17 protein-coding genes are annotated in these 20,550 nt (G+C 70.5%); 8 read left to right on the top strand and 9 right to left on the bottom strand.

Annotated elements, in window-relative coordinates; all coding sequences use genetic code 11:
* The first annotated feature begins 45 nt into the window (after positions 1–45).
* The 3 genes from ACH4DZ_RS39430 to ACH4DZ_RS39420 all read left to right on the top strand — a co-directional run bounded on the left by ACH4DZ_RS39430 (position 46) and on the right by ACH4DZ_RS39420 (position 2,847).
* Entirely contained in the window at positions 46–969 is a 924-nt protein-coding gene (locus ACH4DZ_RS39430; protein WP_398293724.1) for an ABC transporter ATP-binding protein, read from the top strand.
* On the top strand, positions 966–1,775 hold the full coding sequence (locus ACH4DZ_RS39425) for an ABC transporter permease (RefSeq protein ID WP_398293722.1): 810 nt from the start codon (positions 966–968) through the stop codon (positions 1,773–1,775). Before ACH4DZ_RS39430 ends, ACH4DZ_RS39425 begins: the two co-directional genes overlap by 4 nt.
* Before the next feature lie 64 nt (positions 1,776–1,839).
* Complete coding sequence (locus tag ACH4DZ_RS39420; RefSeq protein WP_398293720.1) at positions 1,840–2,847, top strand: heme A synthase; 1,008 nt, start codon at positions 1,840–1,842, stop codon at positions 2,845–2,847.
* Between the two features lie 42 nt (positions 2,848–2,889).
* Here ACH4DZ_RS39420 and ACH4DZ_RS39415 read toward each other — a convergent pair whose 3' ends face one another.
* From ACH4DZ_RS39415 to ACH4DZ_RS39400, 4 genes are all read right to left on the bottom strand, one after another.
* Positions 2,890–3,675: a nucleotidyltransferase gene (locus ACH4DZ_RS39415; protein WP_398293718.1), complete on the bottom strand. Its 786-nt coding sequence runs from the start codon at positions 3,673–3,675 to the stop codon at positions 2,890–2,892.
* Positions 3,676–3,693: 18 nt separating this feature from the next.
* Complete coding sequence (locus ACH4DZ_RS39410; RefSeq protein ID WP_398293716.1) at positions 3,694–4,800, bottom strand: amidohydrolase family protein; 1,107 nt, start codon at positions 4,798–4,800, stop codon at positions 3,694–3,696.
* A 133-nt stretch (positions 4,801–4,933) separates the two neighbouring features.
* Positions 4,934–5,290, bottom strand: coding sequence for a hypothetical protein (locus ACH4DZ_RS39405; RefSeq protein ID WP_398293714.1), 357 nt, complete (start codon positions 5,288–5,290; stop codon positions 4,934–4,936).
* A 231-nt stretch (positions 5,291–5,521) separates the two neighbouring features.
* Positions 5,522–6,475: a heme o synthase gene (locus ACH4DZ_RS39400; protein WP_398293992.1), complete on the bottom strand. Its 954-nt coding sequence runs from the start codon at positions 6,473–6,475 to the stop codon at positions 5,522–5,524.
* 355 nt (positions 6,476–6,830) lie between these two features.
* Here ACH4DZ_RS39400 and tkt point away from each other — a divergent pair, with 355 nt between their 5' ends.
* The 5 genes from tkt to pgl are packed head-to-tail and all read left to right on the top strand — an operon-like array spanning position 6,831 to position 13,540.
* A complete protein-coding gene (tkt, locus tag ACH4DZ_RS39395; RefSeq protein WP_398293712.1) occupies positions 6,831–8,933 on the top strand; it encodes a transketolase in 2,103 nt (700 codons plus the stop codon).
* A 57-nt stretch (positions 8,934–8,990) separates the two neighbouring features.
* Entirely contained in the window at positions 8,991–10,109 is a 1,119-nt protein-coding gene (gene tal, locus ACH4DZ_RS39390; RefSeq protein ID WP_398293710.1) for a transaldolase, read from the top strand.
* A 4-nt stretch (positions 10,110–10,113) separates the two neighbouring features.
* A complete protein-coding gene (gene zwf / locus ACH4DZ_RS39385; RefSeq protein WP_398293708.1) occupies positions 10,114–11,637 on the top strand; it encodes a glucose-6-phosphate dehydrogenase in 1,524 nt (507 codons plus the stop codon).
* Positions 11,634–12,761, top strand: coding sequence for a glucose-6-phosphate dehydrogenase assembly protein OpcA (gene opcA / locus ACH4DZ_RS39380; protein ID WP_398293706.1), 1,128 nt, complete (start codon positions 11,634–11,636; stop codon positions 12,759–12,761). Before zwf ends, opcA begins: the two co-directional genes overlap by 4 nt.
* On the top strand, positions 12,758–13,540 hold the full coding sequence (pgl, locus tag ACH4DZ_RS39375; RefSeq protein ID WP_398293704.1) for a 6-phosphogluconolactonase: 783 nt from the start codon (positions 12,758–12,760) through the stop codon (positions 13,538–13,540). The genes opcA and pgl overlap by 4 nt, the downstream gene beginning before the upstream one ends.
* 176 nt (positions 13,541–13,716) lie before the next feature.
* Here pgl and ACH4DZ_RS39370 read toward each other — a convergent pair whose 3' ends face one another.
* The 5 genes from ACH4DZ_RS39370 to ACH4DZ_RS39350 all read right to left on the bottom strand — a co-directional run bounded on the left by ACH4DZ_RS39370 (position 13,717) and on the right by ACH4DZ_RS39350 (position 20,463).
* Entirely contained in the window at positions 13,717–14,556 is an 840-nt protein-coding gene (locus tag ACH4DZ_RS39370) for a carbohydrate ABC transporter permease (RefSeq protein ID WP_398293702.1), read from the bottom strand.
* The gene (locus ACH4DZ_RS39365) at positions 14,553–15,953 is read right to left on the bottom strand and encodes an ABC transporter permease subunit (protein ID WP_398293700.1); all 1,401 of its coding nucleotides are present in this window, start codon (positions 15,951–15,953) and stop codon (positions 14,553–14,555) included. Before ACH4DZ_RS39365 ends, ACH4DZ_RS39370 begins: the two co-directional genes overlap by 4 nt.
* Before the next feature lie 5 nt (positions 15,954–15,958).
* Positions 15,959–17,287, bottom strand: a complete 1,329-nt coding sequence (locus ACH4DZ_RS39360; RefSeq protein ID WP_398293698.1) for an ABC transporter substrate-binding protein — start codon at positions 17,285–17,287, stop codon at positions 15,959–15,961.
* 57 nt (positions 17,288–17,344) lie between these two features.
* On the bottom strand, positions 17,345–18,970 hold the full coding sequence (locus tag ACH4DZ_RS39355) for a glycoside hydrolase family 13 protein (RefSeq protein WP_398293990.1): 1,626 nt from the start codon (positions 18,968–18,970) through the stop codon (positions 17,345–17,347).
* A 218-nt stretch (positions 18,971–19,188) separates the two neighbouring features.
* Positions 19,189–20,463 carry an ABC transporter substrate-binding protein gene (locus tag ACH4DZ_RS39350; protein WP_398293696.1) on the bottom strand — a complete coding sequence of 425 codons (1,275 nt, stop codon included), beginning with the start codon at positions 20,461–20,463 and terminating at the stop codon, positions 19,189–19,191.
* Positions 20,464–20,550: the final 87 nt, after the last annotated feature.

Here is a 20,550-nt window from a genome sequence, read left to right as displayed (position 1 = left end):
CCCGGCCGTCCCTAGACTTGGCGACCATGCGAAGTGAGGCCGCCCATGCGAAGTGACCCCGTCGTCCAGGTCGGCGGTCTGGTGAAGCGTTACGGCGGGAAGACCGCCGTGGACGGCCTGGATCTGGTGGCCCGGGCGGGCATCACGGCCGTACTCGGACCCAACGGCGCGGGCAAGACCACCACCGTCGAGAGCTGCGAGGGATACCGGCGCCCCGACTCCGGAACGGTCCGGGTGCTGGGCCTCGACCCGGTGCGCGAGGCCTCGGCCCTGCGCCCCCGGATCGGTGTGATGCTCCAGTCCGGCGGCGTCTACTCCGGCGCCCGCGCCGACGAGATGCTCAGGCACATGGCCAGGCTGCACGCGCATCCGCTGGACGTGGACGCGCTGATCGAACGGCTGGGCCTCGGCAGCTGCGGCCGGACCACGTACCGGCGGCTGTCCGGCGGCCAGCAGCAGCGCCTCGCGCTCGCCATGGCCGTCGTCGGACGCCCCGAGCTGGTCTTCCTGGACGAGCCGACCGCGGGCCTCGACCCGCAGGCACGCCGCGCCACCTGGGAACTCGTCCGCGATCTGCGCGCCGACGGGGTCTCGGTGATCCTGACCACCCACCACATGGACGAGGCCGAGCAGCTCGCTGACGACGTGGCGATCATCGACGCCGGCCGGGTCGTCGCACAGGGCTCCCCCGAGGAGCTGTGCCGCGGCGGCGCCGAGAACACCCTGCGGTTCGGCGGGCGCCCCGGCCTGGACGTGGCCTCCCTCCTCAAGGCCCTCCCGGCGGACTCCACGGCGGCCGAGCTGACGCCGGGTTCGTACCGGGTGGGGGGCAAGATCGACCCGCAGCTGCTCGCGACCGTCACGAGCTGGTGCGCCCAGCACGGGGTGATGCCGGAGAAGATCTCCGTGGAGCGGCACACCCTGGAGGACGTCTTCTTGGAGCTCACCGGTAAGGAGCTGCGCGGATGAGCGCGGAAACGACGGGACCGGGAACGGGCGCCCGATCGACGGCCGCGGGCGCCTACGCGCCGAGGCCGGGAGCGGCGCCGCTGCCCCGCATGATCGCGGCACAGGCGGCGCTCGAAACGAAGATGCTGCTGCGCAACGGCGAGCAGCTGCTGCTGACGGTGATCATCCCGACGCTGCTGCTCGTGCTGTTCAGCGCGGTGGACATCGTCGACACGGGCGACGGAAAGGCCGTCGACTTCCTCGCGCCGGGCATCCTCGCGCTGGCGGTGATGTCGACGGCGTTCACCGGCCAGGCGATCGCCACGGGCTTCGAGCGGCGGTACGGCGTGCTGAAGCGGCTCGCCGTCTCCCCGCTGCCCCGCTGGGGCCTGATGACAGCCAAGACCCTGTCCGTGCTGGTCACGGAAGTCCTCCAGGTGATCCTCGTGACGGCGATCGCCCTCGTGCTGGGCTGGTCTCCGCACGGCAACCCCTTCGCCGTGCTGCTCCTGCTGGTCCTGGGCACGGCGGCGTTCTCGGGGCTCGGCCTGCTGATGGCCGGGACGCTGAAGGCGGAGGCCACGCTGGCCGCCGCGAACCTGGTCTTCCTGCTGCTGCTCGTCGGCGGCGGCGTGATCGTCCCGCTGGACAAGTTCCCGCAGGGGGCGCAGGACGTCCTCGGCCTGCTGCCGATCTCGGCGCTCTCGGAAGGGCTGCGGGACGTGCTCCAGCACGGGGCCGGGATGCCCTGGGGCGATCTCGGGATCCTGGTTGTGTGGGCGGTCGCGGGCCTGGCGGCGGCCGGACGGTTCTTTCGCTGGGAGTGACGGCACGCGGACACGCGGCCTCAGCGAGGGGGCTCGTGAACGCGTGCACAAGCGGCCCCCTACGATGGAGCCCGTGCCGAACGTGACCCGAGCGGATGCCGCTCAAGCCGTGCGCAACCCGCTCGCCTTCATCGCCGGGCGCTGGACCCCGTCCCCCCGGACGGTCCGGCGCGCCGCTCTCGCCGCTCTCGTCATGGCGGTACTGATCGTGGTGACCGGTGGTGCCGTCCGGCTGACCGGCTCGGGCCTCGGCTGCCCGACCTGGCCCAAGTGCACCGACGACTCGCTCACCACGACGAGCGCGATGGGCGTCCACGGCGTCATCGAGTTCGGCAACCGCATGCTGACGTACGTGCTGTGCGCCGCGGTCGGCTGGGCGATCATCGCCGCGCGCTCGCAGAAGCCGTACCGCCGCAGCCTCACCCGGCTCGGCTGGACGCAGTTCTGGGTCGTCATGAGCAACGCGGTCCTCGGCGGAGTCGTCGTCCTCGTCGGCCTGAACCCGTACACGGTCGCCGCGCACTTCCTCCTCTCCACCGCGCTGATCGCCGTCGCCACGGTGATGTGGCAGCGCACCCGTGAGGGCGACGACCCGCCCCGTCCACTGGTCGGCAAGCCGGTGCGGCAGATGGGGTGGATCCTGGTCACCGTCACCGTCCTGCTGATCGCGGTGGGCACGGTCGTGACCGGCGCCGGTCCGCACGCCGGCGATTCGAGCGAGGTGCACCGCATCCCGCTGAACTGGGAGAACGTCACCAAACTGCACGCCGTCCTGGCGTGGATCGTGGTGACGCTGGCCTTCGCGCTGTGGTTCGTCCTGAAGGCCGTCGACGCGCCCCGGGGCCCCCTGCACCGCACCCGCGACCTCTTCCTGGTGCTCCTCGCCCAGGGTGCCATCGGGTACGTGCAGTACTTCACCGATCTGCCGGAGGTACTGGTCGGCCTCCACATGTTCGGCTCCTGCCTGGTGTGGATCGCCACACTCCGCGTCCTGCTGGCGCTGCGGGAACGCCCGGAGACCGTGGCGGACCTGCCGGGCCAGTCGACGGAATCGGCGCTCAGCCGCACCTGACCCACCTCGGGTGCGGCGCTCGGGAACAAGAACAGGAACAGGTCACGTGTACGCGGCCACGAGGCGGTCGATCGCCGGGCCGAGGTAGTCCCTGGTCAGCCGCCCCCTGCGGGCCGACCACTCCTGGACCTCCCGAGTCTCCCGAATCTCCCGGAGCGGTGTGCCCGGCCCCGGGTAGCGCCGCCTGCGGATGTCCTCGACCACCTCGACGGGCGCGCCGAGGCCGGGCATCAGGTCAAGGGCCTCGCGCTTGGTGATCAGCCGGCCGTCCTTCAGTGTGACCGCGGCGCGCGCGTGGGTGGTCATGCCGACGTCCACCCAGGCGTCCTGGGTCCAGTTGCCGACGCGGTCCACCTCGCGGCGCCAGAAGTCCCGCTGGTCCCGGACCACGAACGCGGCGAGTTCACCGTCCGTCACCGGCGGCAGCAGGGTGTCGGGCCGCTCGCCGGACAGGACCAGTCCGAAGGCGTGCAGCTCGCGCCGGGTCACCGGTGTGACCGGCCGTCTGAAGAGTCGCTCGTGCGCCCAGGTGAGGTGCCGCCGCTCCGAGTCGGCGGCGGTGCCGGGCGTCAGATAACTGCAGTGCAGCTTGGCGACGAGCGGTTCGCCGCGCAGACGGGCGTGCAGCCGGGCCACCCGCCAGACCGTGCTCGCGGTGATCGGGCCGTCCAGGAGCACGATCAGGTCCAGGTCGCTGCGGCCCTCCTGGTAGTCGGCGCCGCCCACCGAGCCGAGCGAGCCGTGTGCCCACACGGCCAGGGGGTCGAGGCCACGCAGTTCGGTGAGGAAGCGGTCGAGGAGCCGGTCGGTCGCGTCGCTGCGAGTCATGCGCCCAGTCTGTGCACCTCACCGCACTCCGTACACCCGCTTCGCGTTGCCCGCCGCGATCAGTCCCGCGACCCGCTGCGCGTCGGCCGGCGACCAGGCACCCTCGGCCACCCAGGCGCCCAGCACCCGCGCGAGCGCCTCACGGAAGAGACGTGCGCCGACCACATGGAGTTCGGGCAGTCCATGGGCCCCGCTGGAGAAGAGGAGCTTGCCGAAGGGGGCGAGCTCCAGGATCTCGGAGAGCACGGCCGCCGCCCGCGCGCCGGTACGCACGAGCGCGGCGCCCAGATCGGCGTACACGTGCGGGAACACTCCGGCGAGATGCGCCGCGTGGCGGTGGTACGGGTAGCCGTGCAGCAGTACCAGGTCGGTGCCGAGCCCGGCCGTGGCGCGGGCGAAGTCGGTGAGCAGGACGGGGTCGGTGCGGTCGATGCGCAGGCCGGGCTCGCCGAGCCCCGCGTGCAACTGGAGCGGCCGGCCGGAGGCGACGGCGATCCACAGCAGGTGTCTGAGCAGGACCGGATCGCTCAGCGCGCCGCCCACCCGGCGGCCCGCCAGCCAACGGCCCGCGGCGCCCCGCACCTCGCCGGGTCCTGGCGGTTCGGGCGCGAGCGCCAGCCCGTGGCGTACGCCCGCCACCGAGGTGAAGGCCACGGCGGTCGCGGCGGCCCCGTGCACCGACTCGGCGAGGTTGGCGAGAAACGACTCCACGGTGCCGGAGGTGTCGGCGACCTGCTCGGCGAGGAGTTCGAGACGGACGATCTCGTGGGCTTCGGCGGCCCCCGTGGAGGCCATCTCGCCGGGACCGGTCAGATCACCCGGCAGCCCGGTGTCGACCAGGTACGTCGTGATGCCGCTCCCCCGCAGCAGCTTGCGCCCCGCCTCCAGGACGCCGAGTTCGCGGCGGCGTGCCAGGTAGAGGGCGGGCCGGCAGTGGGGTTCGAGCCCCAGCAGAGGAGGGCACCAGCGGCGTACGGCGAAGCCGGTCTGGGTGTCGAAGAACGTGGTGCCGGCGGCGGGCAGGCCCTCGCCGCGGGCCAGGTGGGCCTCGAAAGTGCCGAGGCCCAGCTCCGTCCGCAGTACGCCGTGGCAGTACTGGTCCACCAGCGACGGCGTTTCGATCATCCGGACCTACCCCACGTGTGGCTCCGCCTGGTTGCAGGGCTTAACGGGGGAGGTGCGTCGTCGGGTGCGGGTGCATCGTGGCCGGCCGCGCAGTTCCCCGCGCCCCTTGAAAGCGCCCCCCTTTGGGGCGCTGTCAACCGTTGCTGGGGCCGCCCACCTGGATGCCCGCCATACGGGTCCACTCGTACGGGCCTGTCCTGACCTTGTTCGCGAAGTCGCCGTCGAAGTCCTCGTGGACGGTGATGCCGGACTGCTTCACGGCTTCCTCGGCGAGGGCGTAGGCCGGGGCCATGAGATCGCCCCACTCACCGTCCTCCCCCACGAGCACGATCCGGGCACCCTTCTGCCCGAGATACGCGATCTGCCCCTCGGCCCCACCATGGGCCTCGGCGAAGGAGGAAATCTGCTTGACGAGCTTGGCCACTCGACGCTCGCCCTTGACGTCCCGCTCCGTGCCCGCGCCCTCGTCAACCTGCTGGATGTCTGCCATACGAGGATGCTACCGACGGGTAGATCACCGGGCGACGCCAAGGCCAAGTGGCCTTGCCCACGAACCACGCCCCCGGGTCCCCTTCAGGGGCGCGGGGAACGGCGCAATCTTTTGCCCTTAGGGGCGCGGGGAACGGCGCAATCTTTTAGGGGCGCGGGGAACTGCGCGACCGGCCATGACGGACCGGCACCCGACAACGCACCCCGGCCACCCCGACAACCACGCGGAGCGTCACCGCAAGAAGGGGTCCACCGCAACCGCCACGAACAGCAGCGACACATAGGTGATCGACCAGTGGAACAGCCGCATCTCCTTGAGCTTCGCCCCCACGGCCCCCCCCTTGGCCCGCGACTGCAACCCATGCGCCTCGTAGAGCCAGAACCCACCCGTCACAACGGCGACAACCGTGTAGAACCACCCCGTGTACCCGAGCGGAGTGAGCAGCAGGGAGACACCGACCATGGCCCAGCTGTAGAGGACGATCTGCCGCGCGACGACCGTGTTGGAAGCGACGACGGGCAGCATCGGCACACCCACGCGCGCGTAGTCCTCCCGCACCTTCATGGACAGCGGCCAGTAGTGCGGCGGCGTCCAGAAGAACATGACGAGGAAGAGGATGACGGGGGCCCACGACATGGAGTTGGTGACGGACGACCAGCCGATGAGAACGGGCAGACAGCCGGCGATCCCACCCCACACGATGTTCTGCGACGTACGCCGTTTGAGGATCATCGTGTAGACGACGACGTAGAAGAGGAGGGCTCCCAGCGACAGCCAGGCGGACAGCCAGTTGACGGTCAGACCGAACAGCAGCGTGGAGACCACGGCGAGCGTGATGCCGAAGGCGAGGCACTCGCGGGGGCTCACCATGCCGGTGACGAGCGGGCGCTGCGACGTACGTTCCATGAGCGCGTCGATGTCACGGTCGATGTACATGTTCAGCGCGTTGGCGCCACCGGCGGAGAGGTAGCCGCCGAGGCAGGTGAGGAGCACCAGCTTCAGGTCGGGCACCCCCTGCTGCGCCAGGAACATCACCGGCACGGTGGTGATCAGCAGCAGTTCGATGATCCGCGGCTTCGTGAGAGCGACGAACGCCTTGACCCGGGCCCCGAACGGCCGGTGGTTCGTGCCCTGACTCGTCCCGAGCACTCCCGCAGGACGGGATTCAACGGCCGTCACGCACACCCCTGACAGAGACATCCCAGCGAGCCCCGGGTGTGAACTCCCGGTAAAGGCTCGCGCGTACCACGCCACTGTAGACGTTGCCCAGACCCCGGCCTTCGCGGGGGTCAGGTCGTGTTGAAAGGGTCCCGCGAAGGACTGATCACCTTCTGATTGAGCAGTCGGATGACCGGCTCCGTATTCACTTGCCGAATACGGAACCCGCCGGTCGGGAGGCGGAAGAGGGCAAGTCCCGGCAGTCTGGAATGACTCGAAAGAATGCGCGTTGCCACGGGGGTAGGCTCGACAGCGAGCCGGTGGGCGCCACGTGCACCGGCATTCAACATGTGCAACATGTGGAGAGGAGCCCTGACCCAGGGTGAGCACCAAGCCGACCACAACAGACATCGAGTGGACCGAATTGGACCAGCGGGCGGTCGACACCGCCCGCATCCTGGCCGCCGACGCCGTACAGAAGGTCGGCAACGGCCATCCGGGTACGGCGATGAGTCTGGCACCCGCCGCGTACACCCTCTTCCAGAAGGTGATGCGGCATGACCCGGCGGACGCCGACTGGACCGGCCGCGACCGCTTCGTGCTGTCCGCCGGCCATTCGTCCCTGACTCTCTACACCCAGCTGTACCTGGCCGGCTTCGGTCTGGAGCTGGACGACCTGAAATCGTTCAGGACGTGGGGTTCGAAGACCCCGGGACACCCCGAGTACGGGCACACCACCGGCGTGGAGACGACGACCGGGCCGCTCGGCCAGGGTGTCGCCAACGCGGTGGGCATGGCGATGGCCGCCCGCTACGAGCGTGGTCTGTTCGACCCGGAGGCGGCCCCCGGCACCTCCCCGTTCGACCACTTCGTCTTCGCGATCGCCGGTGACGGCTGCCTCCAGGAGGGCATCTCCGGCGAGGCGTCCTCGATGGCGGGCCACCAGAAGCTCGGCAACCTGGTCCTGCTGTGGGACGACAACCACATCTCGATCGAGGGCGACACCGAGACGGCCGTCTCCGAGGACACCCCCAAGCGGTACGAGGCCTACGGCTGGCACGTCCAGCGGGTGGAGCCGCAGGAGAACGGCGACCTCGACCCGGCCGCCCTGTACGCGGCGATCGAGGCCGCGAAGGCCGTCACGGACAAGCCGTCGTTCATCGCGATGCGCTCGATCATCGCCTGGCCCGCCCCGAACGCGCAGAACACCGAGGCCGCGCACGGCTCGGCGCTCGGCGACGACGAGGTCGCGGCCACCAAGCGCGTTCTCGGCTTCGACCCGGAGAAGTCCTTCGAGGTCGCCGACGAGGTGCTGGCGCACGCGCGCAAGGCGCTCGACCGCGGCCGTGAGGCCAAGGCCGAGTGGGAGAAGGGCTTCGCCGCGTGGCGGACCGCCAACCCGGAGCGCGCCGCAGAGTTCGACCGCATCGCCGCGGGCGAGCTGCCGGCCGGCTGGGAAGAGAAGCTTCCGGTCTTCGAGACCGGCAAGGGCGTCGCCACGCGTGCCGCGTCCGGCAAGGTCCTCCAGGCCCTCGGCGCGGTCGTCCCCGAGCTGTGGGGCGGCTCGGCCGACCTCGCGGGCTCGAACAACACGACCATCGACAAGACGTCGTCGTTCCTCCCGGCGGACAACCCGCTGCCGGAGGCGGACCCGTACGGCCGCACGATCCACTTCGGTATCCGCGAGCACTCCATGGCCGCGGAGATGAACGGCATCGCGCTGCACGGCAACACCCGTATCTACGGCGGCACCTTCCTGGTGTTCTCCGACTACATGCGCAACGCCGTCCGTCTGTCCGCGCTGATGCACCTGCCGGTGACGTACGTGTGGACGCACGACTCCATCGGACTCGGCGAGGACGGCCCGACCCACCAGCCGGTCGAGCACCTGGCCTCGCTGCGCGCCATCCCGGGCCTGAACGTCGTGCGCCCGGCCGACGCCAACGAGACCGCGATCGCGTGGCGCGAGATCCTGCGCCGCTACACGAAGGTCTTCGGCAAGGGCAACCCGCACGGGCTCGCGCTGACCCGGCAGGGCGTACCGACGTACGACGCCAACGAGGACGCGGCGAAGGGCGCCTACGTGCTCTTCGAGGCCGAAGGGCCCGAAGGGCGGAGCGCGGAGCCCGAGGTCATCCTGATCGCCACCGGTTCCGAGGTGCACGTGGCCGTCGAGGCGCGTGAGCAGCTCCAGGCGGCGGGGACCCCGACCCGGGTCGTGTCCGTGCCGTGCGTGGAGTGGTTCGACGAGCAGGACCAGGGGTACCGGGACTCGGTGCTTCCTCCGTCCGTGAAGGCGCGGGTCGCGGTCGAGGCCGGTATCGGTCTGACCTGGCACCGCTTCGTCGGGGACGCGGGCCGCATCGTTTCCCTGGAGCACTTCGGTGCTTCGGCCGACGGCAAGGTCCTCTTCCAGGAGTTCGGCTTCACTGCCGAGAACGTCGCGAACGTCGCCAAGGAATCGCTCGCCGCAGCCAAGCGCTGACGCAGACAGCTGTGAACAGCTGCCGCTGACATACGACACGTAGGAGATGCATTTTCCATGACAGACGCACTCAAGCGCCTCTCCGAGGAAGGCGTCGCGATCTGGCTGGACGACCTGTCGCGCAAGCGGATCACGTCCGGCAACCTCGCCGAACTGATCGACCAGCAGCACGTCGTGGGCGTCACCACCAACCCGTCGATCTTCCAGAAGGCGATCTCGCAGGGCGACGGCTACGACCAGCAGCTGTCCGACCTCGCCGCCCGCAAGGTCACGGTCGAAGAGGCCATCCGCATGATCACGACGGCGGACGTCCGTGACGCCGCCGACATCCTGCGTCCGGTCTTCGACGCGACGCAGGGCCAGGACGGCCGGGTCTCGATCGAGGTCGACCCGCGCCTGGCGCACAACACCAAGTCGACCGTCGCCGAGGCCAAGCAGCTCGCCTGGCTCGTCGACCGGCCGAACACGCTCATCAAGATCCCGGCGACCAAGGCGGGCCTGCCCGCGATCACCGAGACGATCGCGCGGGGCATCAGCGTCAACGTCACGCTGATCTTCTCGCTTGAGCGCTACCGCGAGGTCATGGACGCGTACGTCTCGGGCCTGGAGAAGGCCAAGGCCGCCGGCCTGGACCTCTCCAAGATCCACTCGGTGGCGTCCTTCTTCGTGTCCCGGGTGGACACCGAGATCGACAAGCGGCTCGACGCGCTGGGCACCGACGAGGCCAAGGCCGCCCGCGGCAAGGCGGGCCTCGCCAACGCGCGGCTCGCCTACCAGGCGTACGAGGAGGTCTTCACCTCGGACCGCTGGAGTGCCCTGGACAAGGCGCAGGCCAACAAGCAGCGTCCGCTGTGGGCCTCGACCGGCGTCAAGGACCCGGCCTACAAGGACACCCTGTACGTCGACGACCTGGTCGCGCCGAACACGGTGAACACCATGCCGGAGGCGACCCTGTTCGCCGCCGAGGACCACGGGAAGATCACCGGCAACACCGTCGCCGGTACGTACGAGCAGGCCCGTGCCGAACTCGACGCGGTCGAGAAGCTCGGGATCTCGTACGACGAAGTGGTCCAGCTTCTGGAGGACGAGGGCGTCGAGAAGTTCGAGGGCGCCTGGACCGACCTGCTCAAGTCGACCGAGGCGGAGCTCCAGCGCCTCGCCCCCTCGGAGGGCTGAAATCTTGTCAAGCAGCAATCCGCTGCGTGACCCGGCGGACCGACGGCTCCCGCGTATCGCGGGGCCGTCGGGCCTCGTCATCTTCGGGGTCACGGGCGATTTGTCCCGTAAAAAGCTTATGCCTGCCGTTTATGACCTTGCCAACCGCGGCCTGCTGCCGCCGGGCTTCTCCCTCGTCGGCTTCGCGCGCCGCGAGTGGGCGAACGAGGACTTCGCCCAGGAGGTCCACGACTCCGTCAAGGAACACGCCCGTACGCCGTTCCGTGAGGAGGTCTGGCAGCAGCTCATCCAGGGGATGCGCTTCGTCCAGGGCACCTTCGACGACGACGACGCGTTCGAGCGACTGCGCGAGACGATCGGTGAGCTGGACAAGGCGCAGGGCACGGGCGGCAACTTCGCCTTCTACCTGTCCGTGCCGCCGGGCGCGTTCCCGGTGGTCATCCAGCAGCTGAAGAAGCACGGTCTCGCCGACCAGACGGGCGGCTCCTGGCGGCGCGCGGTCATCGAGAAGCCCTTCGGCCACGACCTCAGGTCGGCCGAGGACCTCAACACCACCGTCGAAGAGGTCTTCGCCCCGGACCAGGTCTTCCGCATCGACCACTACCTGGGCAAGGAGACGGTCCAGAACATTCTGGCGCTGCGCTTCGCCAACCAGATGTTCGAGCCGATCTGGAACCGGTCGTACGTCGACCACGTACAGATCACGATGGCCGAGGACATCGGCATCGGCGGCCGGGCCGGCTACTACGACGGCATCGGCGCCGCCCGTGACGTCATCCAGAACCACCTGCTCCAGCTGATGGCCCTCACGGCCATGGAGGAGCCCGCCTCCTTCGACGCGGACGCGCTCGCCGCCGAGAAGACCAAGGTGCTCGGCGCGGTCAGGCTGCCCGCCGACCTCGGCGCGAACACCGTCCGCGGTCAGTACGCCGAGGGCTGGCAGGGCGGCGAGAAGGCCGTCGGCTACCTCCAGGAAGACGGTATCGACCCCCAGTCGAAGACCGACACGTACGCGGCGATCAAGGTGGAGGTGGACAACCGCCGCTGGGCGGGCGTCCCCTTCTATCTGCGCGCCGGCAAGCGCCTGGGCCGGCGAGTCACCGAGATCGCCGTCGTCTTCCAGCGCGCCCCGCACTCCCCCTTCGACCACACGGCGACGGAGGAGCTGGGCCAGAACGCGATCGTCATCCGCGTCCAGCCCGACGAGGGCATCACGGTCCGCTTCGGCTCCAAGGTGCCCGGCACCTCCATGGAGATCCGGGACGTCTCGATGGACTTCGCGTACGGCGAGTCGTTCACGGAGTCGAGCCCCGAGGCGTACGAGAGGCTGATCCTCGACGTCCTCCTCGGCGACTCGAACCTCTTCCCGCGCACCGAGGAGGTCGAGCTGTCCTGGAAGATCCTCGACCCGATCGAGGAGTACTGGGACAAGCACGGCAAGCCCGCGCAGTACCAGTCGGGCACATGGGGGCCCGTCGAGGCCGACGAAATGCTCAAGCGAGACGGACGGAGCTGGCGTCGGCCATGAAGATAGATCTCACGGACACCACGGCCAGCAAGATCAACAAGGCGCTCGTGAAGGGCCGCCGGGCTATCGGCACACCGGCCGTCGGCATGGTGCTCACCCTCGTCATCGTCACCGACGAGGAGAACGCCTACGACGCCCTGAAGGCCGCCGACGACGCCTCGCTCGAACATCCCTCGCGCACCCTCGTCGTCATCAAGCGCGTCTCGCGCTCGCCCCGCGACCGCACCAAGTCGCGCCTGGACGCCGAGGTACGGGTCGGCGCGGACGCGGGCACCGGCGAGACGGTGATCCTGCGGCTGTACGGCGAGGTCTCGGACCACGCCCAGTCCGTCGTCCTGCCCCTGCTGCTCCCCGACGCGCCGGTCGTCGTCTGGTGGTCGGTGGACGCGCCCCGCGATCCGGCGGGCGATCCGCTGGGCGCCCTGGGCCAGCGCCGGGTCACCGACAGCTACGCGGCGGAGAAGCCCGTCGAGGAGCTGCGGAGCCGCGCCGAGAGCTACGAGCCGGGCGACACCGACCTGGCATGGGCCCGGATCACCCCGTGGCGTTCCATGCTGGCCGCCGCCCTCGACCAGATCGACTGCGAGGTCGTCTCCGTCGAGGTGGCGGGCGAGGAGGCGAACCCGAGCGTCGAGCTGCTGGCCATGTGGCTGGCCGACCGCCTCCACGTGCACGTGCGCCGAGCCGTGTCCGCGGGGCCCGGTCTGACCCAGGTCCGCCTGGAGACGACCGGTGGCCCCATCACCCTGCACCGGTCGGACGGCTCCATGGCCACCCTGGCCCTGCCCGGCCAGCCGGACCGCGCGGTGGCGCTCAAGCGGCGCGAGACGTCCGAGCTGCTCGCGGAGGAGCTGCGCCGGCTCGACCCGGACGACACGTACGCGTCCGCGCTGCGGTTCGGGGTGGACCGGCTGGGAGGCATCCAGTCGGCCTCACAGCGGCCCGAGGCGGCCACCTGGACGCCGGGGGAACTCCCGGTGCGCCCGGTGCACGACACCCCGGAACCGGCCACGAAGCCGGCATCGATACCGGCCTCCGCACCGGCCTCCTCGGCAGGCGAGGGGGATCCGGGGCGCCCCACCCCCGCCCAGATGCCCCCGGTCAAGAAGGCGGACCCGCAGTGAGCACTCCCCAGCTGGTCGTCCACCGCGACAAGGAGCTGATGGCCCAGGCCGCCGCGGCCCGGCTCATCACGAAGGTCGTGGACGCGCAGGCCTCGCGCGGTCACGCCTCGGTGGTGCTGACCGGTGGCCGCAACGGCAACGGCCTGCTGGCCGCGCTCGCGGCGGCGCCCGCCCGGGACGCCGTCGACTGGAGCCGGCTCGACCTGTGGTGGGGCGACGAGCGGTTCCTGCCCGAGGGCGACCCCGAGCGGAACGTCACCCAGGCCCGGGAGGCGCTGCTCGACTCGGTGCCGCTCGACCCGAAGCGCGTGCACGCCATGCCCGCGTCGGACGGTCCCTGGGGCGCGGACGTGGACGCGGCGGCGGAGGCCTACGCGGCCGAACTCGCGTCGGCCGCCGGGCCGGAGAACCACGCTCCTGTCCCGTCCTTCGACGTGCTGATGCTGGGCGTCGGGCCGGACACGCACGTGGCGTCGCTGTTCCCGGAACTGCCCGCCGTCCGTGAGACGGAGCGGACGGTGGTGGGTGTGCGAGGCGCACCGAAGCCGCCGCCCGTCCGGGTCACGCTCACGCTGCCCGCGATCCGGGCCGCGCGGGAGGTGTGGCTGCTCGCCGCGGGCGAGGACAAGGCGGAGGCGGCGGCGATCGCGCTCTCGGGCGCGGGTGAGATCCAGGCGCCGGCGGCGGGCGCGCAGGGCCGGGCCCGCACGCTGTGGCTGCTGGACGCGGCGGCGGCGACCCAGCTGCCGCGCGCGCTGTATCCGCCGGCTTCACCCTGACGGACGGGGAAGGGGGCGGCAGGGGCTTTCTTTCGCCCCCGCCGCCCCCTTCCCGTTCCCGTCACCGACGCAGGGGGTTTTCAGGGGCGCGGGGAACTGCGCAAAGGGGGGCGAGGGGGCGCAGCCCCCATGCGTGGACGGGAACGGGTAGGGGCGGCGGGGGCGCGAAAAGCCCGTTACTTCACCGACCCCGCCATAACCCCCTGCACGAAGTGCCGCTGGAAAGCGAAGAAGACAACCACCGGCACCACCAGCGAAAGAAACGCCCCCGGCGCGAGCACATCGATATTGCTCCCGAACTGCCGTATCTGCGACTGCAGTTCAACCGTCAACGGCTGCGCGGAACTATCCGCGAAGAGCAGCGCGACCAGCATGTCGTTCCAGACCCAGAGGAACTGGAAGATGGCAAGACTGGCCAGCGCCGGCCGCCCCACCGGCAGCACGAGCCGAGTGAAGATCCGCCACTCCCCGCCACCGTCCATCCGCGCGGCCTCCAGCATCTCCTTCGGCATCTCCGCGAAATAGTTCCGAAGAAGGAAGATCGCGAACGGCAGCCCGTACGACACGTGGAAAAGGATGACCCCGGGAATCGTGCCGAACAGCCCCAGCTGCCCGAAGAGTTTGGCCACGGGGAGCAGCCCGATCTGCACGGGCACCACCAGCAGCGCGACCACGACCAGGAAGACGGTGTCCCGACCGGGGAAGTCCAGCCACGCGAACGCGTACCCCGCGAGCGCGGCGATGACGACGACGAGGAACGTGGCCGGCACCGAGATCAGCACGGTGTTCCAGAACGCCCGCGTCATCCCCGCGTTGCCCAGCAGCGCCGAGTAGTTGTCGAAGGACAGCTGCCGGGGACTGGTCAGCACGGTCCACCAGCCGCCCGTCGCCGTCTCCTGGGCGGACCGCAGCGACGACAGGAAAAGGCCGGCGAGCGGGGTGAGCCAGACCAGGCCGATCACCACCAGGAACGCCTGGACCAGGCTGTTGCCGAGCCCCCGCCTGAGCGCGTTCATCGTTGACTCCCTCGGAAGCGGCGGACGTTGAAGACCATGGCGGGGATCACCAGGAGCAGGAGCAGTACACCCAGCGCACTGCCGAGCCCCTGGTTGTTGCCGCCTCCGAAGGACACCAGCCACATCTGGGTGGCGAGCACGGTGGCGTCCTCCTGCACGGGCCCCGGCGCGATGATGTAGACGAGGTCGAAGACCTTCATCACGTTGATCACCAGGGTCACGAAGACCACGGTGAGGACGGGCGCGAGCAGCGGCACGGTGATCCTGCGGAAGATCTGCCACTCGTTCGCGCCGTCCATCCGGGCCGCCTCCAGCGCGTCACGCGGCAGCGCGGCGAGCCCGGCCCCGATCAGCACCATGGCGAAGCCGGTCCAGATCCACAGGTACGCGCCGATGATGGCGGGCGTGACGAGCGCGGGTCCCAGCCAGGAGATCCCCTCGTACGGCGGGGCGAAGTTCGCGCCGGGCAGCCGCACGGTGTACGAGCCCGGGTCGAGGCCCTCGAAGCGGAAGGAACCGTCGGCCGCGGTGGTGGCGCTCGCGACGGTCCTCCCGTCGCGCACCGCCTCGACGCCCATCCCCGGCAGCCCGCTCTCGGCCGTGTCGACCTCGCCCTGCTTCCCTCCCCCGCCGCGGGTGAAGTCCAGGTAGACGACACCGCGCAGTTCGTCGGCCGCCGCCTTTCGTGCCGCCGCCGGGTACGCGGGCCGCGCGTCCCCGGGCAGGTCGTCGGCGCGCACGCCGACCAGACCGAGCCCGACGGTCTCCCCCGGGGACACACCGGCGGTCGTACCGTACGAGCCGTCGGCGCCCTTGGTCAGGCCCTGGCCCTCGCGGGCGCGGGCGGTCGGGTAGGACGACTCGCCCTTGAACACGTCGTGCACGGAGACGACGGCCGCGTTCAGGACGCCCTTCTCGGGGTCCTCGTCGTACGCGAGCCGGAAGATGATGCCCGCCGCGAGGAAGGAGACGGCCATCGGCATGAAGAGCAGGAGCTTGAACGCCGTCGCCCAGCGCACCTTCTCGACCAGCACGGCGAGGACGAGGCCGAGTCCGGTGAGCAGGGTGGGCGCGATGACGACCCAGATGGCGGTGTTCCGGACGGCCTTGACCGTGGCGGGGTCGTGGAACATCTCGGAGTAGTTGTCGCCGCCGACGAACCGGTCGCCGGAGGCGTCGAAGAAGCTGCGGCCCATGGAGAACAGCACGGGGTAGACGACGAGCGCGCCGAGCAGGAGCAGCGCGGGGAGGACGAAGACGACGGCGACGACCCGGGCCCGGCGCCGGGCGCGCCGTCTGCGGTCGCGGTCGGCCCGCGCGGCGGACGGTGGACCCGCCCCTTTCGGGCTCTTCGGGCCTTTCGGGTCCTTCAGGTCTCTCAGGTCTGTGGCGGTCATGGCGATCAGTCCTGGTACGCCTTGGCGGCGGCCTTCTCCAGCGCGGCGGCGGTCGCCTTCGGGTCGGACGGGTCGCGCAGGAAGTCCTGGAGGAGCTTCCACTCGCCCGCGCCCTTGGTACCGCCGAACGCGGCCGGGGCCTGGTCCGACATGTCGAAGCGGACCGAATCACCGGCGTCGACCAGGGACTTGGCGGTCTCGCGGGTGATGTCGTCGCCGTAGGAGGCGAGGTCGAGCTTCTTGTTCGGGGAGAGGAAACCGCCGACCTCGGCCCAGACCGCGGACGCCTCGGGGGTCGCGAGGTACTCCAGGAACGCCATGGCGGCCTTCGGGCTCCTGCCGTCCTTCAGGACGACCGCCGCGTCGCCGCCACTGACCACGGGCGCCTTGCCGTCGCCGACGGCGGGGAAGGGGAAGAAGTCCGCGTCCTCGCCGATCTTCCTGCCGAACTGGTCCTTGGCGACACCGGCCACGAAGTCTCCCTCGTACACCATGCCCGCGGCGGGTTCGGGTCCGAAGACCTTCTCGACCGAGCCGGGGAAGTCGGTGTTCAGGGCGCCCTTCTGGCCGCCGGCTATCAGCTCCTTGTCCTTGAAGAGCTTGCCGAGGGTGGTGAGGGCGTCGACCACGGTCGGGTCGGTCCACTTGATCTCGTGGGCGGCGAGGGCGTCGTACTTCTCGGGGCCCGCCTGCGAGAGGTAGACGTTCTCGAACCAGTCGGTGAGGGTCCAGCCGTCCTGTCCGGCGACGGAGAAGGCCGCGAGGCCCGACTCGGAGACGGTCCGCCCGGCCTCCAGCATCGCGTCGTACGCCTTCGGCGCCTCGACGCCCGCCTCGTCGAGGGCGTCCGGGCTGTACCAGACCGTCGACTTGTGGGCGGCCTTGAAGTAGAGGCCGTACAGGCTTCCGTCGACGCTGCCGTAGTTCTTCCAGACGTCCGCGTAGTTGGCGTCGACGGAATTCTGGGCCGTCCTGGAGAGCGGCTTGAGCCAGCCCTCCTCGGCGAACTGCTGGAGGACGCCGACCTGCGGGACCATCACCACGTCGGGCGCGTTGCCGCCCTCGATCTTGCTGCCGACGACCGTGGAGACGTTGTCGCCGGTGGAGGTGAACTGGGTCTTGGCGCCGGTCTTCTCGGTGAACGCGTCCAGGACCTTCTGGAAGTTCTTCTGCTCGCTGCCGGACCAGACACCGGCCACGTTGATCGTCTGGCCGCTGAGCGGCTTGTCGCCGCCGCCCGCCGAGACAGGATCGCCGCCTCCGCACGCGGTGGCACCGAGGGACAGGACGAGGGCTGTGCAGCTCGCGAGCAGGGTGGTACGTCGTCGCATCATCGTTGATGTTCCTTCGTGAGAACGGTATGTGACGGATGGTCAGCAGGTGTGTCCGGTTCAGGGGTTGGTGCAGTCGCTGATCCACCAGGCGGCCGTCGAGCCGGGCAGGACGCCGGGCGCGCAGGGGCCGCTGGACAGCAGGGGGGTGCCGGCGACCGGCGCGGGCGTCGGCGCCGTACCGAAGTTGACGGCGCACACCAGGCCGTCGCCGCGGACGAAGCCGAGGACGCCGGGCGGGGTGTCCAGCCAGCGCAGCGGTCCTTCACCCAACTGGGGCATTCCGGCCCGCAGTTGGAGTCCGTCGCGATAGAGGTGCCAGAAGGAGCGGGTGTCGGCGAGGGCGCGGTCGGTGGCGTACTCCGCGAAGTAGGCGGGCTGCGGCAGCCACGGTTTGGCGCTCTCGGTGCCGGTGGTGAAGCCGAACGGCGAGGCGTGCCCCGACCACGGCAGCGGCACCCGGCAGCCGTCACGGACCCGGGCCCGGCTGCCGGTACGGCGGTAGATCGGGTCGGTGAGCACGTCGTCCGGCAGATCGACCACCTCGGGCAGCCCCAGCTCCTCCCCCTGGTAGATGTACGCGGCGCCGGGCAGCGCCAGCATCAGCAGCGCGGCGGCGCGGGCGCGGGCGGCGCCCAGACCGCTGCCCCCGGCACCCAGTTCGCCGTAGCGGGTGACCGTGCGGACCTGGTCGTGGTTGTTGAGGACCCAGGTGACCGTCGAGCCGGTGCCCGCGATGTCCTGCATGGCCTCCGAGATGACCTTGCGGAAGGCGTCGGCGTTCCAGGACGCGCTGAGCAGGTCGAAGAAGAAGGCCTGGTGCAGCTCGTCGTGGCGTACGTAGTGGGCGTGTTCACGGGCGGAGGGCACGGAGACCTCGCCGACGAGCAGCCGCTCCCGGCCGTCGCGGACGGTGTACTCCTCGCACACCGAACGCCAGTGCCGCCAGACACCGTGCACCTCGGGCTGGTTCCAGGCGAGCGGGTTGACCGAGTCCCGGGTGCGGGCGTCGGCCATGGGGTCGGGCGAGTCGGGCAGGTCGGGGTGCTTGTAGAGGCCGGCGGCGACGTCGACGCGGAAGCCGTCCACGCCCCGGTCGAGCCAGAAGCGCAGTACGTGGTCGAAGTGGGTGCCGACCTCGGGGTTGCGCCAGTTCAGGTCGGGCTGTTCGGGCGTGAACATGTGCAGGTACCACTGGCCGGGCGTGCCGTCCCGCTCGATGACCCGGCTCCAGGCGGGGCCGCCGAACATGGCGTGCCAGTTGTTGGGCGGCTCCGCCCCGCCGGGGCCGCGGCCGTCGGCGAAGTGGAAGCGGGCGCGGGCCTCGCCGCCCGGTGCCTCGGCGAGGGCCTGCCGGAACCAGGGGTGCTCGCTGGAGCAGTGGTTGGGGACTATGTCGAGGAGCACCTTGATGCCGAGCCGCCGGGCGTCCGTCATCAGCAGGTCGAACTCGCCGAGGTCGCCGAAGAGCGGGTCGACGTCGCAGTAGTCGGCCACGTCGTAGCCGTGGTCCTGTTGCGGCGAGGGGTAGAAGGGGCTCAGCCAGATCCCGTCGACCCCGAGCTTCTTCAGGTACGGCAGTCCGGCGCGTACCCCGGCGAGATCGCCGATGCCGTCCCCGGTGCTGTCGAGGAAACTGCGGACGTAGACCTGGTAGATCACTGCGTCGCGCCACCAGCGGTGCATGTCGATCGTCACCCGTTGACCCGTCTGTGCGTGCTCCGGTTATACATGCATGTTAAGTAGGCATGTCGTGTGAGTGTCAACGAGCAGACCGGGGCCGCATCAAAGCTTGGGTACTTATGTCCCTGCATTTCCGCACGCGAAATGGCAGATGAGACGGGCGCGTTACCTAACATGAAACTATGATCTGACCGAAGCGGGAGTGAGCGGGCCCTGGGGGCTCAGCCTCGCCGCGAGATGTCCGCCAACTCGCGCGCCAGCCGCCGCACCGCGGCCTCGGGCGTCTGATGCCCGGTCATCGCGTCGTGCACCACGGCCTGCACGGCCAGGCTGACCTGGTCGTAGCGCGGACTCTTGGGGCGCGGCGCCGCCGCGAGGACGCTCGCGCGGAGCGTCGGCAGATAGGGGAACCGCCGGATCAGCTCCGGGTCCTCGTACAGCGCGGCCCGCACGGGCGGCAGCGCTCCCTCGGTGAGCACCTGACGCTGGGTCCGCTCGCTCGTGAGGTAGGCGATGAGCCGGGCGGCGGAGTCGGGGTGCCGGGCGTGGGCGCCGACCGCGAGGTTCGAGCCGCCGAGCACGCTCGCGCCCGGTCCGTCGGGTCCGGGCAGCGGCACCGCGCCGATCTTCCCGGCGACCGGCGAGCCCTCGGCGGAGGCGCCGACGTAGGCGTACGGCCAGTTGCGCAGGAAGAGGAGGCGGCCGTCCTGGAAGGCCTTCTTGGACTCCTCCTCCTTGTACGTCAGCGCCTTCTCCGGGATCCAGCCGTCGCGTACGCCGCGGGCCAGGAAACCGATGCCCTCGCGCGCCGCCGCCGAGTTGACGGTGACGCGTTCGCCCTCGTCCCCGAGGATGGTGCCGCCCGCCGAGTAGACCGCCTCGGCCGCGTTCACCGTGAGCCCCTCGTAGGGCAGGAACTGGCCGGCGTAGCCGTCGAGTCCGTACTTCGGAGCGATGCCTTTCGCCTGTTTCTCCAGCTCGGCCCAGGTGCGCGGCGGAGCGACGCCCTCCTTGCCGAGGAGGTCCTTGCGGTAGAGGAGCAGTCCCGCGTTGGTGACGTAGGGGACGGCGTACAGCCGTCCGTCGTAGGTCGCGGTGTCCACGACCGGCGGCAGGAAGCCGTCGAGCGGGAAACGCCCCGCGGGCAGCGGGGAGATCCAGCCCGCGGCGGCGAACTCCGAGGTCCAGGCGACATCGATGTTCAGGACGTCGAAACGGCCCCGGCCGCCGCCGCGCAGGTCGGTGGCCATCTGCGCGTGGGTCTCGTCGGCGGAGTCCGGGAGTTCGACGAGGGTGACCCGCTCGCCGGGGTGGGCGCGGTTCCAGCCGTCGAGCAGCGGCCCCAGATAGCCGGTGAGATCCCCGGCGGTGGCCAGTGTGAGCGGGCCCCGACCGCCGCCGCGCGCCCCGTCGGCCTGGGCGCCCGAGGCGACGTAACCGGTCAGAACCACCACCGCGACCAGGAGCCCCCTACCGGCGGCATGTATCCACCGCATAGGTTCCTCCCTGGTGCACCCGGCTGCCGGGCACCTTCGCCCGGAGTCAGAGGCCATGTATACCCGTTAGGTATGGGCGATACTAGG

The sequence above is a fragment of the Streptomyces sp. NPDC017991 genome, assembly GCF_044328075.1.
GTDB lineage: Bacteria > Actinomycetota > Actinomycetes > Streptomycetales > Streptomycetaceae > Streptomyces.
The sequence above is the reverse complement of the archived record's forward strand: the minus strand, read 5'-3'. Positions and strand labels throughout refer to the sequence as shown.